This window comes from Nocardia exalbida NBRC 100660 (assembly GCF_000308575.1).
GTDB classification, from domain to species: Bacteria; Actinomycetota; Actinomycetes; order Mycobacteriales; family Mycobacteriaceae; genus Nocardia; species Nocardia exalbida.
In genome coordinates, this window is the sequence record NZ_BAFZ01000116.1 from 1 (window position 1) to 12,770 (window position 12,770).

Annotated in this window: 11 protein-coding genes; all 11 read right to left on the reverse strand. The window is 67.1% G+C overall.

Annotation, left to right across the window (positions count from 1 at the left end; genetic code table 11):
* Nucleotides 1-1,902, reverse strand: a 1,902-nt coding sequence (locus ON29_RS25835; protein ID WP_040870433.1) for an RNA polymerDNA-directed RNA polymerase subunit B, incomplete at its 3' end; no start/stop codon positions are given.
* Between the two features lie 409 nt (nucleotides 1,903-2,311).
* Nucleotides 2,312-3,043, reverse strand: a complete 732-nt coding sequence (locus ON29_RS25840) for a hypothetical protein (RefSeq protein ID WP_040870305.1) — start codon at nucleotides 3,041-3,043, stop codon at nucleotides 2,312-2,314.
* A gap of 10 nt (nucleotides 3,044-3,053) precedes the next feature.
* Nucleotides 3,054-3,824 carry a hypothetical protein gene (locus ON29_RS25845; protein ID WP_245549113.1) on the reverse strand — a complete coding sequence of 257 codons (771 nt, stop codon included), beginning with the start codon at nucleotides 3,822-3,824 and terminating at the stop codon, nucleotides 3,054-3,056.
* Between the two features lie 106 nt (nucleotides 3,825-3,930).
* The gene (locus tag ON29_RS25850; protein WP_040870306.1) at nucleotides 3,931-5,172 is read right to left on the reverse strand and encodes an MCE family protein; all 1,242 of its coding nucleotides are present in this window, start codon (nucleotides 5,170-5,172) and stop codon (nucleotides 3,931-3,933) included.
* The gene (locus ON29_RS25855) at nucleotides 5,169-6,407 is read right to left on the reverse strand and encodes an MCE family protein (protein ID WP_051175591.1); all 1,239 of its coding nucleotides are present in this window, start codon (nucleotides 6,405-6,407) and stop codon (nucleotides 5,169-5,171) included. Before ON29_RS25855 ends, ON29_RS25850 begins: the two co-directional genes overlap by 4 nt.
* Nucleotides 6,404-7,636 (reverse strand): MCE family protein, encoded by a 1,233-nt coding sequence (locus tag ON29_RS25860; protein ID WP_040870439.1) that lies wholly within the window; start codon nucleotides 7,634-7,636, stop codon nucleotides 6,404-6,406. Before ON29_RS25860 ends, ON29_RS25855 begins: the two co-directional genes overlap by 4 nt.
* Nucleotides 7,637-7,673: 37 nt before the next feature.
* Nucleotides 7,674-8,684: an MCE family protein gene (locus tag ON29_RS25865; RefSeq protein ID WP_040870307.1), complete on the reverse strand. Its 1,011-nt coding sequence runs from the start codon at nucleotides 8,682-8,684 to the stop codon at nucleotides 7,674-7,676.
* Entirely contained in the window at nucleotides 8,684-9,760 is a 1,077-nt protein-coding gene (locus ON29_RS25870) for an MCE family protein (protein WP_174371861.1), read from the reverse strand. The genes ON29_RS25865 and ON29_RS25870 overlap by 1 nt, the downstream gene beginning before the upstream one ends.
* Entirely contained in the window at nucleotides 9,757-11,106 is a 1,350-nt protein-coding gene (locus tag ON29_RS25875) for an MCE family protein (protein ID WP_040870309.1), read from the reverse strand. Before ON29_RS25875 ends, ON29_RS25870 begins: the two co-directional genes overlap by 4 nt.
* On the reverse strand, nucleotides 11,103-11,966 hold the full coding sequence (locus ON29_RS25880) for an MlaE family ABC transporter permease (RefSeq protein WP_040870310.1): 864 nt from the start codon (nucleotides 11,964-11,966) through the stop codon (nucleotides 11,103-11,105). The genes ON29_RS25875 and ON29_RS25880 overlap by 4 nt, the downstream gene beginning before the upstream one ends.
* Nucleotides 11,967-11,969: 3 nt before the next feature.
* Nucleotides 11,970-12,764 (reverse strand): MlaE family ABC transporter permease, encoded by a 795-nt coding sequence (locus tag ON29_RS25885; RefSeq protein ID WP_051175592.1) that lies wholly within the window; start codon nucleotides 12,762-12,764, stop codon nucleotides 11,970-11,972.
* Nucleotides 12,765-12,770 lie beyond the last annotated feature (6 nt).

Below are 12,770 nucleotides of genomic sequence, written 5' to 3' on the forward strand. Positions count from 1 at the left end.
GGGCTTCTCGTTCACCACCACGTCACCCGCGTCCACGGCCGCGCGCAGCTCCATGCCGGTGCCCACGATCGGGGCCTCGGAACGGATCAGCGGAACCGCCTGACGCTGCATGTTCGCACCCATCAGGGCGCGGTTGGCGTCGTCGTGCTCGAGGAACGGGATCATCGCCGTCGCGACCGACACCATCTGACGCGGCGACACGTCCATGTAGTCGACCTCGTTGGCGGCGACGAGCTCGTTCTCCTCATTGCCACGCCGGCACAGCACGCGGTCCTCGAGGAAGCGGCCTTCGGCGTCGACCGGCGAGTTGGCCTGCGCGCGAACGTGCCGGTCCTCCTCGTCGGCGGTCAGGTAACGAACCTCGTCGGTCACCCGGCCGTCGACGACCTTGCGGTACGGCGTTTCGATGAAGCCGAACGGGTTGACCCGCGCGTACACCGACAACGAGCCGATCAGGCCGATGTTCGGGCCTTCCGGGGTCTCGATCGGGCACATCCGGCCGTAGTGCGACGGGTGGACGTCACGGACTTCCAGGCCGGCGCGCTCACGGGACAGACCACCAGGGCCCAGCGCCGAGAGGCGGCGCTTGTGGGTCAGGCCCGACAGCGGGTTGTTCTGGTCCATGAACTGCGACAGCTGGGAGGTTCCGAAGAACTCCTTGATCGCGGCGACGACCGGGCGGATGTTGATCAGGGTCTGCGGCGTGATCGCCTCGACGTCCTGAGTGGTCATCCGCTCGCGGACCACACGTTCCATACGGGAGAGACCGACCCGGATCTGGTTCTGGATCAGCTCGCCGACGGTGCGCAGGCGACGGTTGCCGAAGTGGTCGATGTCGTCCACTTCCACCGGAACCTCGGCGCCACCGGGGGCGGTCATGGTCTTGTCGCCCGAGTGCAGGCGGACCAGGTACTCGATGGTGTTGACGATGTCTTCCTTCGTCAGCACCGAACCGACGACCTGCTCGCCCACGTGGATGCCGAGCTTCTTGTTGATCTTGTAGCGACCGACGCGCGCCAGGTCGTAGCGCTTCTCCTTGAAGAACAGGTTCTCCAGCAGGGTCTGCGCGGACTCCTTGGTCGGCGGCTCACCCGGACGCAGCTTGCGGTAGATGTCCAGCAGCGCCTCGTCCTGACCGGCGGTGTTGTCCTTCTCCAGGGTCGACATCATGATCTCGGAGAAGCCGAAGCGCTCGACGATCTCCTCGGTGGTCCAGCCCAGCGCCTTCAGCAGCACGGTGACCGGCTGGCGGCGTTTGCGGTCGATGCGCACACCCACGGTGTCGCGCTTGTCCACGTCGAACTCCAGCCACGCACCGCGCGACGGAATCACCCGCACACTGTGCAGATCCTTCTCCGTGCCCTTGTCGACACTGTGGTCGAAGTAGACACCCGGCGAACGCACCAGCTGCGACACCACGACACGCTCGGTGCCGTTGATGATGAACGTGCCCTTGTCGGTCATCATCGGGAAATCACCCATGAAGACCGTCTGGCTCTTGATCTCACCGGTGTTGTTGTTGATGAACTCCGCCGTCACGAACAGCGGAGCCGCATACGTCATGTCCTTGTCTTTGCACTCATCGATCGAGGCCTTGACCTCCTCGAAGCGCGGGTCGGAGAACGACAGCGACATGGAGCCGGAGAAGTCCTCGATCGGCGAGAGTTCCTCGAGCACCTCCTCGAGGCCACCGACTAGGCCGACGTCGCCGCGGGCCGCGGCTTTCTCACGCCAGTCAGCTGAACCGATCAGCCAAGAAAACGAGTCCGTCTGTAGATCGAGAAGTCCGGGCACCTCCAAGGGTTCACGGATCTTCGCGAAAGACACCCGCAACGGGGCTCCGGGGATTCCGGCAACTGCCTTGGTCTGGGTGGAGACTGCCAAGATGCGTCCTTCCAGCACCTCACGCGCGTCGCGTGGTGGTCCGCGACCGTCGCTTGTCTGCTACGAATTCCGCTGGTTACTACCCGAACGAAACTCGAAACAGGCACCAACGGAAGTAACACCGGAAGGGTGAACTCACGAGTGCGATTCGAGGTATGGACAGGAGGCAGCCAGCGCAACGTCCAAACCTACACCCAAGTACACGGGGGTGTCAAAGTACCACCCGTGTGATCGTCCGCATGGCTGGCGCGCCGGGCCGAATTCGCTGGCTGCGTCGTGAGCCGCGGTGCGCTGGAAGCCACTGTGACAGCTGCCGCTGTTGTGAATAGCGTGACGGTTCGGGCGAAACTCGTCAAGTGGCAGGCCCGGTCCGGGCGCCGTCGAGATCGCCTGCCGCGCTGCGTCATCCCGGCCGTCGCGGTAGCGGCTACTGGTCGACGATGTCGCTGGCCAGCCAGCGTCCGTCCACCTTCTGCATGTGCAGGACCACGGGTCCGGCGACGCTCTGCTGCGCCACGCCGTCCTTGGTGGCACTGACCACCAAGTTGACGATCAGCTCCGCGCGATCATCCGTGAGCAACGTCACAGCAATCGGGTCAGCTTTCGCGTCGGCACTGGTCCGCGCCTGTTTGACGGCCGAAATCGTGGTGTCGGCGTACTTGTCCAGATCGGCGAGCATCTTTCCGGTGAGCACCTGCTTCGCGGTGTCCCGGTACCCGTCGATGTTCTTCACGTCATAGGCGTAGACGGTCCGCAGCGCGTTGTCGGCGGCCGCCCGCACCTCCTGGGTGGCCTCGTTGTCCACATACGCCTGATTCGACGTGTTCACCCCGGGCTGCTGCGCGGCGAGCCATGCGAAACCGCCCAGCAGGACCGCGGCGATCAGCATGGCCGCGCTGACGCCCCAGCGCGCACGCCCGGCGGGCCGCCGCCGCGGGCGGCCGTTCCCACGCGACGCGATCGTGCGCCACCACGACGAACCGGGCGCGGCCACAGACCGCTGTTCGGCGCGCAGGGTGTCCTGTCCCGCGGCGGTACGGGAAACTCCCGCCACGCGCGGTTTGCGGGCCGCTGCGGGCCGCGCGGACGCGGCGCGCGCCGTTTCGGTGGCGGGCCTGCGCTTGGAGGTGACCCGGTTGACCGGTCGGCGAGACGTCATGGGTGTCCTCCTACGATCCCGGCTTCGGCACGGCGGGCGACTGCTCGCCCGCCGGTGCGGACGTCTGCGCGGCGGGGCCGCCGCTCAGCAACACCGGCTGGCCGAGCGAGGAGATCTGCTCGGCCTTCCAGACGTCGCCATCCTTGGCCACGTCGACGGTCCAGGTGTAGCGGTAGTCGGCGGCGGGCTTGTCCTTGCCGTTCTCGGTGACTTGCAGCACGACCAGCGCCGATGCCTTGTCCTCCTCGCTGTTGAGCGAGGTGAGCGCGGCGCCGAGCACCTTCGAGTTCATCGCGACCCCGCTCTGCTGGGCCAGCTTCTCCGCCTGGTCCTTGTTCTTCGTGGCCGAGTCCAGCAGCGCGCCGGTCATCGAGGACCTGGCCAGCGCCAGCGAGCCGGGCACGTCGTCCAGGTTCATCGAGGTCATGTTGATCGCGGCTTGACGGGCGGCGTCCAGCGCGGTGTCGCGGGCGTCCGCGCGCGGGCCGTCGGTGAGCGCGGCCCGCACCCAGCCCGCACCGAACCACGCGGCGCCGGCCAACGCGATCACGAGCACCACGGCGGAGCAGACCAAGGCCACCCGGCCGAGCCCGGAGGCGCCGACCACGTGCTCGGACGCGCCGCCGGTCCGCTCGGCAGACTTCCGATCGCTCGCGTCCGGCTTCGCGGAGGGGCTCGCGTCCGGCTTCGCGGAGAGGGCGGACGTGTCCGCCGCTGTCGTCGCGGTGTCCGGCGTGTCCTGCGACGCCGAATCGGACCGCTTGGTCTGATCGGCGGTCACGACATCGCCTCGCCGTCGGTCGGCTCGGTCGCGCCCCAGGGCCTGATGGCCGTGGTTCGCTCGCTGCAGTCACTCACGCGAGACACCCTAACGTCATTGCTCCTGGTCACCGCTTCGGCGTGACCCCCAGCAGGGTCGACAGCTGCACGGCGGCAGGAGTCAGGTTCAGCTTTTCCGGATCGGTTTTGGGGTTGGAATCCCAGGGCTGGACGATGGCCGGATCGGCGTATTCGGCTCGCGCGCCACCCCGGACGGCGGTCGGATTACCGAACGGCACAAGACATCTGGCGTCTTTGTTGAAGGGGAACTCGTCGCGCGTGTCGTCGAAGTCCGGGTTCTGCGCCTTCATCTGTTCGAGAATCCGATGCGTGCCCTCGTAGCCCACGGTACAGGTGGGTGGGTTGTTCACCTCGAGCACCAGGCCGAAGTGGCTGGTCCCGTCGCCGGGCGCGGTGGAAGAGCCGCCGATCGACAACTGCGGGAGCATCTGCAGCAACGGCTTGATCGCGTAGAACTTCGGCGAGATCGCCTGCAGCAGCAGCCGCAGGTTGGCCAGGTCCTGGGTGAGCGAGCCACCGCTCTCGTCGATCAGCGCGCCGAGCTGCTCACCCGCGTCGGTTCCGGTGCCGATGAGCCTGCGCACATCGGGGTCGCTGGAGCGCAACTGGGCGGTGAGCTTGTCCAGGCCGTCGCTGAACTCGCGGATCTGCGAGGACTGCTCGGCCTGCGTGCCCAGGGCGATGCGGCCGTCGCGGATCAGCTGAACGGTCTGCGGCAGCGTCGCGTGGAAGGTCTCGGTGAATTTGTTCAGCGAGTCGATCAGCACTTGCAGATCGTCGCCCTTGCCGTCGAACGCTTTGCCCAGTTCGCGAACCGTCGTGTTGAGCGCGTTCAGGTCCACCGAGTGCGCGAAGGTGTCCACGCTGGACACCAGCTCCTCGACCGGCACCGGCAGGGTCGCCGAGGTGATCACGGAGTTGTCGCGCAGGTACGGGCCCGCGTCCGAGTCGGGCTGCAGGTCGACGTACTGCTCACCGATCGCGGACCGGTTGGCCACCACGGCTTTCGCCGACGCCGGGATCTTCGGTGAACTCGTGTCGATGACGAGATTCATCACGACGCCCTCACCGGTGAGTTCCAGCTCGCCGACCCGGCCCACCGGGACGCCGCGGTAGGTCACCTCGGCGCCCTTGTAGATGCCGCCGGTCTGGGCCGCCCGCAGCTTCACCGTGTACTCGTTGAGCCCGAACATGTGGTCGAGCCGGATGTACCGGCCGCCGACGTACACGACGCCGAGCACCGCGATCACCACGAACGCGATGAGCTGCCACCGCACCAGACGGGTCATCGCGGACCACTCCCTACGCCGAGTTGCTCGAGGATCGCCCCGACCGGACCGGGCACGCCGGGTGCGGGCGGCTGCGCCATCAGCGGCGGCAGCGGCAGGATCGACACAGTGGGCCAGCCCGGACGCGGGCCGTTGCCGTTGTAATACGGATTGGTCGGGTTCACCGGCACGGGCGGACCGACCGGCGGGATGTACACCGGATCGGGCTTGCCCACACCGAGATTGCTGAGCGTGACGCCGATCTGCTGATCCACCGACAACCACGTGTTCACGCTGCCGCCGAAGGTGCTCTCCAGCGCCGAGTCGGGGAACGGATAGGTCGGGATCAGCGGCACCGCCGTGACCAGATCCGGCGCGGCGCGCCCCAGCTCCTGCAATGTCGGCCGCAGCGAGGTGAGGTCGCGGATCAGGTCGTCCTTCGAGGTGTTCAGCACATCGAAGCCCGCCTGACCGAGCCGGTCCAGCTGGGCCAGCAGGGCGATCAGTTGCGGGCGCTGCTCCTCCAGGATCTTGATGCCCTGGGGCAGCTGGTCGAGGATCTTGCCGATCTGATCGGTCTGCCTGCTCACCCGGCTGCTGAGCACGTCGAGGCCGTCGAGCGCGCGGGTGATGTCGTCCACCTGCTGGTTCAGGCCGCCGATCAGCGTGTTCGCCTGCTCGATCAGCGAGCGCACCCGGTCTTCCCGGCCGCCGAATGTCTTGTTCAGTTCGGTGACGATCGGCTGCAACTGCGCGACGCCGCCGCCGTTGAGCAGCAGCGACAGCGCGCCGAGCACCTGTTCGATCTCGGTGGCGTGCCGGGTGCGGTCGACCGGGATCACCGAGCCGTCGGCCAGCCTGCCGGGTTCCGGATCGGCCGAGGGGCGGGACAGCTCGATGAACTTCTCGCCGAGCAGGTTCGACTGCCGGACCTCGGCGTGCGCGTTCGCGGGCAGGCTCACCGACGAGTTGACCAAGGCGCGCACGGTGGCGGTCCACTGATCCTTGCCGATGCTGATCTTCTCGACCCGGCCCACCGGCACGCCCTCGACCTTGACCGCGGACTGCGGGACCAGATCGAGGACGTCGTCGAACTGGATGTCGATGTGCATCGGGTGCTCGCCCACGTCGGCGCCGCCGGGCAGCGGCACGCTGTAGATGCCGTCGGAGGCACACGAGGTGACCAGCGTCGCGGACAGGCCGAGCGCCAGCACCGCGCCGAGACCGCGTGCGACGGAACGGATTCGAATGCTCATCGCTCCCCTCCCTGCGACGGCGGAAGCCGGTCCGACGGCGTGCCGGGCACGGTGCCCGGGACCGGGTCACGCTGCTGGTTCTCGCCGCTGAGGATGCCGAACGGCAGGTTCAACGTCGGAGTCTGCACCCCGGCGGTGATCTGGTCGGTGATCTCCTTGCAGTGGTCCAGGATCGGCCGCATCTGCTTGCCGAGCGCCTCGAACTTGGGATCGCCGGGCATCAGTTTGGACAGGTCCAGCATCTTGCACACCGCGCCGAACGGGTCCTGGGTTTCGGGGAAGTTCGCGCGCATGTCGAGGGTGCCCGATTCGGCATTGTGCACGTTGATCAGGTTGCTCAACGCCAACGGCAGGACAGGCAGCAGGGCTGCCACGTCGTCGCGCTGATCGGACAGCGTCTTGGTGAGCTGGATCAGCCCTTCGGCATTGCTCGCGATCAAGCCCCGGTTGTCGTCGATGAAGCGCGCGACGTCGCCCAGCGCGATCGACAGCAGATTCAGTGCCGCGCCGAGATCCTGCCGCTCGTCGGCGAGGAACGTCGACAGGTCGGCCAGCTGCGTGTTGAATTGCCGCACCTGCTGGTCGTTCTGGGCCAGCATGGTGATGAAGGACTGCAGGTTCTTGACCGTGTCGAAGATGTCGCCACGCGCGTCCGACAGGTAGCGGGCCGCCCGGGACAACTGGGTGAGGCTGTTGGCCAGCGCCTCGCCGTTGCCCGCCAGGTTCGCCGCGCCGGTGCGCACCAGGTCGTTCACCGCTCCGTCGGCGTTGGCGCCGTTGGGTCCCAGCGCCTCGGAGAGTTCGGTGATGCTCTTGTACAGCTGGTCCACTTCGACGGGCGTGGCTGTGCGCTCGCGGGGAATAGTCGCGTCGCGCGCCATCTTCGGGCCACCGGTGTAGACGGGGGTGAGCTGGATGTAGCGGTCCGACACGATGGAGGGCGTGATCTGCGCGGCCCGCGCGCCCGCGGGCACGTCGTACTTGCGGTCCACGCTCATCACGATCTTGACCTGATCGCCTTGGGGCTCCACCGAATCCACCGAACCGACCGGCACGCCGAGGATCCGGACGTCCGAGCCCTCGTAGATGCCGACCGAGCGATCGAAGTAAGCGGTGATCTTGGTGGTGGTCAGCCGGTTGAACAGCCACCACAGCACCACCGCGACCAGCACGGCGAGGACGAGGACCAGCGCGATGCCCACCTTGGCGCCGCGGCTGGAACCGCGCACCGCGCCGACCGGATCGCTACGCCAGTTGTCCGCCACGTCAGTTACCTCCCAGAGTGCGGATCGGCTGACGGTAGCCGGGGATGTCGGGCAGGGCGGGCGGCAGCACGTTGACGATCACCGCGTCGAACCAGCGTCCGGTGCCGAGCACGTTGGCGTAGAGGCTGTAGAACGGCGCCGCGAGTTCCAGCGTCTTGGAGACGTTCTGCTGGTTGGAGTTGAGCAGATCGATCGCGGCGCGCAGATTCTTCAGCGCCGGGCCGATCTGCTCCTCGTTGTCGTGCACGAGGGCGCTCAGTTCGGTCGACACCGTCTGCGCGCCGACCAGCAACTGCTTGATCGACTGCTGCCTGATGTTCAGCTCGGCCAGCAGCTGGCCGCCGTTGGCCAGCAGCCGCTCGAACTCGGCGTTGCGGTCGGCGAGGATCTGGGTGGTCTGCCTGGTCGCGGCGAACAGCTTCTTCAGCTCCTGATCGCGTTTGGCCAGCGTCTCCGACAGCCGGGCGACACCGTCGATGGACCCGCGGATCTCCGGCGGCGTCGTCTCGAACGCCTCCGACAGCACTTGCATGCTCTTGGCCAGCTGCGTGGTGTCGATCTGGTCGAGGGTTCGCGCGGCGTCGGTGAACGCGTCCACCACGTCGTACGGGGAGACGGTGCGCGAGAGCGGGATCCGCGAACTCGGCGTGGCCGGCTTGGAACCCCTCGGGTCGAGCGCGAGGTACTTCTGCCCGAGCAGCGTCTTGATCTGGATGGACGCGGTGGTCTCGTTGCCGATCCAGGTGTCCTTGGTGCGGAAGTCCACGAGCACGCGGTCCCCGTCGAGCCGGACATCGGACACCGAGCCCACCTTGACGCCCGCCACCCGGACTTCGTTGCCCTTCTTCAGGCCCGCCGCCTCGCTGAATTCCGCGGTGTACTTCGTCCCCGCCCCGATGATCGGCAACCGATCCAGGAAGAAGGCCGACACCGTCACCAACAGCACGACGGCGATGCCGAGCGCGCCCAGGAACGCCGGGCTGCGCTTGCCGAGCAGAATGCGGTCGTCCATCAGCGAGCCTTCCCGTGGCAGCGCGGCGCGGCGTTGGTGTACAGCGGCTGATTGATCGTCGGCATGCCCGCGGGCAGGTTGAGTTGCGGCGCGTCGACGGCGCCCGGTCCCACGACGATGTCGATGCCGCACAGATAGAACTGGAACCAGGAGCCGTAGCTGGCGGCGCGGCCGAGCTTCTCCATCTTCAGCGGCAGGTTGTACAGCGCTTCGTTCACCTCGTCCTGGCGCTCGTCGAGCGTGCCGGTCAATTGGCTCAGGCCCGCGATCGACCCTTGCAGCGTCGGGCGCACCGGGACGAGCAGGTCGGACGTCGCCGAGGTCAGGTCGGCGAGCGAGGTCACCGAGCGCCCGATCGTGTCGCGCTCGGCGTTCAGGCCGCTGATCAGCGCCTCGGTGTTCACGATCAACTGGTCGAACTGATCGTCGCGCTGGTTCACGGTGTCCAGCACGGCGGTCAGGTTGCGGGTCAGCTCACCGATCACCGCGTCCTTGTCTGCGATCTTGTTGGTCAGGTTCGCTGTGGTCGCCACCAGATCGTGAATGGTGCCCTGCTCGCCCTGGAAGACCTGGATGATCTCGAACGACAGCTTGTTGACGTCGTCGGCGGTCAGTGTGCGGAACAGCGGCCGGAAGCCGTTGAACAGCGTGGTCAGGTTCAGCGCGGGCCTGGTGTGCTCGAGCGGGATGGTGCCGCCCTCGTTCAGCTTGCGGCCCTGCTCGCCGGTCCCCTGCTCAAGCGCGATGTAGCGCTGGCCGACCAGGTTGCGGTACTTGATCGTGGCGGTGGTCGATGACGGCAGCCAATCCCGGTCGCTGAGTTCGAACTTCACCTCGGCCAGGCGCTTGTCCACGATCGAGACGTCGGTGACCTTGCCGACCCGAACGCCCGCGATGCGGACCTCGTCGCCGGGATTGAGCGCGGTGACGTCGGTGAACCTGGCCTTGAACCCGGTGCCGCCGCCGCTGTAGTTGGCGATGGACAGCGCGAGCATGACCGTCACGAACAGGGTCACCACGACGAAGATGACCAGCTTGGTCAGCGGGCCGCCCAGGCCGCGCAGATGCTGCTTCATCGCACGCTCACCTCGCTTCCGCGGAACGCGGGCGCACCGGCCCTGGTCACCCAGCCGGGCACCTGATCCGGAGCGACGCCATTGGCCGCGCCGTAGATCGCGCCGAGCGACTGCTGCTCCATGGGCGAACCGGCGATCGTCGGCATCTTGCTCGCCGGGTGGACGCCGAACTGCGGCGGTTCCAGATTTCCGATCTGCTGGTCACCGGGGTTGCGGCTGGGGACGGCGTAGGAGCCGTCGTTGTTCGGGCCGCCGGTGTATTGGCCGGGGTCGACGCCCAGCGGCATCTCTGGGATGCACCACGGCCCCCTGGGGTCCAGCCAGCGCGGTTCGTCCTGGTTGGGCAGGTACTTGCCGCGCGTGTTGGTGAGTTCGATGGTCACCCGCGAGCCGGGCAGGTCGGTGCCCTTACCGAAGATCCGATCGATGCGCGGCTTGAGCTGTGCGAAGTTCGCCAGCGAGCAGGCGTAGTTCGGCGAGTAGTAGGCCAGCTGCTCCAGCGCGGGCCGGGAATCGGCGGCCACGTCGATGATGTTGTCGCGGTTGGCGATCAGGAAATCGGTGGTGGTGGCCGCGGTCGGCGTCAACGTCGCGTAGAGGACGTCGATGTCGGTGCGCCGCTGCACGATGGTGGCGTTGGTCGTGCGCAGGTTGTCCAGTGCCTGGATCAGCTGGGGGGCAGCGTCGGAATAGGTGGCCGCCACCTCCGCGAAGCTGCGCAGGTCCGCCTGCAGGTCCGGCAGCACCACGTTGACCTGACGGAAGGCGTCGTCCAGCTTGTCCACGGTCTCGCCGAGCGCGGAGCCCCGACCGGCCAGCGCCTGCGACAGCGCGCCGAGGGTGGCCGCGAGATCCTGCGGCGGGATGGACTGCAGCAGCGGGAGCAGGTCGTCGAGCAGTTTGCTCAGCTCGATGGCGTTGCCGCTGACGTCCTGGTGCAGCGTCAGGCCGTCGGTCAGATGCTGGGGGCTCGGGTTCTCCGGGATCACCAGATCCACATAGCGCTCGCCGAACAGCGTCTTGGGCAGCAGGCGCGCGGTCGCGTTGGCCGGGATCTGCTGCGCCTTGTCCGGATTGATGGCCAAGTCCAAGGTCACCTCGCCACCCTCGGAACTGCTCGAGCGCACCTCGCCGACGGTGATGCCGCGCACCTTCACGTCGGCATTGCGGGTCAGCGCGTTGCCCACGCTGTCGGTGATCAAGTCGACGTGCACGGTGCGCACGAACTGCTTGTTGTAGATCGCGACGGTGGTCCAGAGGAACAACGCGACCACGACGAAGAAGGCGATCCCCAGCACTCGGATGCGTAGTTTCGCGGTCGAGCGCAAGGCCTGGGTGCGGCTCATCCGGCCACCCGCACCGTGGTGGTGGTGCCCCAGATCGCGAGGCTGAGGAAGAAGTCGAGCACATTCACCAGGACGATCGCGGCGCGGACCGCGCGGCCGACCGCGACGCCGACGCCTGCCGGTCCGCCGGTGGCGTGGAACCCGTAGTAGCAGTGCACCATGATGATCACGAAGGCGAAGACCAGCACTTTGAGGAACGAATAGAGCACGTCCTCCGGTGGCAGGAACAAACTGAAGTAGTGGTCGTAGGACCCGCTGGATTGCCCGTTGAACCAGATGCTGATCGCCCGCGACGCCAGGAACGTGCCGAGCAGCCCGACGATGTAGAGCGGGATCACCGCGAGGAATCCGGCGATCACCCGGCTGGTCACCAGGAACGGCACGCCCGGCACCGCCATCACCTCGAGCGCATCGATCTCCTCGGAGATCCGCATGGCGCCCAACTGCGCGGTGAAACCACAACCGACCGTGGCGGACAGGGCGAGCGCGGCGACCAGTGGCGCGATCTCGCGGGTGTTGATGTAGGCGGTGAGGAAGCCGGTGAGCACCGAGCTGCCGAGCGCGTCGAGGGCCTTGAAGCCCTGGAGCCCGACGACGACACCGACGGAACCGGACATGAACACGATGACGCCGATGGTGCCGCCGATCACCGCGAGAGCTCCGGTGCCGAAGGTGACCTCGGCGAGCAGCCGCATGACTTCCTTGCGGTAGTGCACCGCGGTCCGCGGGATCCACGCGATGGCTCGCGTGTAGAACGACATCTGCTCGCCCGCGCGATCGATCACGTTGAGCGGCATCCGAGCGATTTCACCCACCCGGCGCATGGACTTGGCGACCGGGGTTCGGTACGACGTGGCCATCGGTCAGGCGCCCTTGGCCGGAACGACCTGTAGGTACACCAGGGTCAGGATGAGATTCACGAAGAACAGCACCATGAACGTGATCACCACGGATTGGTTCACCGCGTCACCGACTCCTTTCGGGCCCCCCTTGGGATGCAGCCCCTTGTACGCGGCGATGACGCCGGCGAGCAGACCGAACACCGCCGCCTTGATCTCGCCGATCCACAGGTCTGGCAATTGAGCGAGCGCGGAGAACGACGCCAGGTAGGCGCCGGGCGTGCCGCCCTGCAGCAGCACGTTGAAGAAGTACCCGCCCGCGATGCCGACCACCGAGACCAGGCCGTTGAGCAGCAGCGCGACCAGCATCATGCCGAGCACGCGCGGCACCACCAGCTTTCGGACCGGATCGATGCCGAGCACTTCCATCGCGTCGATCTCCTCGCGGATGGTGCGCGAGCCGAGATCGGCGGCCACCGCCGACCCGGCCGCGCCCGCGATGATCAGGGCCGTCACGACGGGAGCCGCCTGCTGGACGGTTGCCAGCACACTGGTCGCGCCGGTGAACGATTCCGCGCCGAGCTGTTTGATCAGCGAACCGGTCTGCAGTGCCACGACCGCGCCGAACGGAATCGCGACCAGCGCGCTGGGCAGGATCGAGACACTCGCGATGAACCACGACTGCTCGATGAACTCCCGCCACTCGAAGGGGCGACGGAATGTCTTCCGCAAAACGTCGATGAGCAGCGCAAAGATATTGCCGGCCTGGGCAAACCCCGACTCCAGGGGAGTTCGCAATCGCGCCAGGGTCGAATTCACGATCGC

What these genes read in the sequence shown, in the direction of transcription:
- ON29_RS25840 (WP_040870305.1), bottom strand. Translation starts at nt 3,043, where the DNA reads ATGACGTCTCGCCGACCGGTCAACCGGGTCACCTCCAAGCGCAGGCCC.
- ON29_RS25850 (WP_040870306.1), bottom strand. Translation starts at nt 5,172, where the DNA reads ATGACCCGTCTGGTGCGGTGGCAGCTCATCGCGTTCGTGGTGATCGCG.
- ON29_RS25855 (WP_051175591.1), bottom strand. Translation starts at nt 6,407, where the DNA reads ATGAGCATTCGAATCCGTTCCGTCGCACGCGGTCTCGGCGCGGTGCTG.
- ON29_RS25865 (WP_040870307.1), bottom strand. Translation starts at nt 8,684, where the DNA reads ATGGACGACCGCATTCTGCTCGGCAAGCGCAGCCCGGCGTTCCTGGGC.
- ON29_RS25870 (WP_174371861.1), bottom strand. Translation starts at nt 9,760, where the DNA reads ATGAAGCAGCATCTGCGCGGCCTGGGCGGCCCGCTGACCAAGCTGGTC.
- ON29_RS25875 (WP_040870309.1), bottom strand. Translation starts at nt 11,106, where the DNA reads ATGAGCCGCACCCAGGCCTTGCGCTCGACCGCGAAACTACGCATCCGA.
- ON29_RS25880 (WP_040870310.1), bottom strand. Translation starts at nt 11,966, where the DNA reads ATGGCCACGTCGTACCGAACCCCGGTCGCCAAGTCCATGCGCCGGGTG.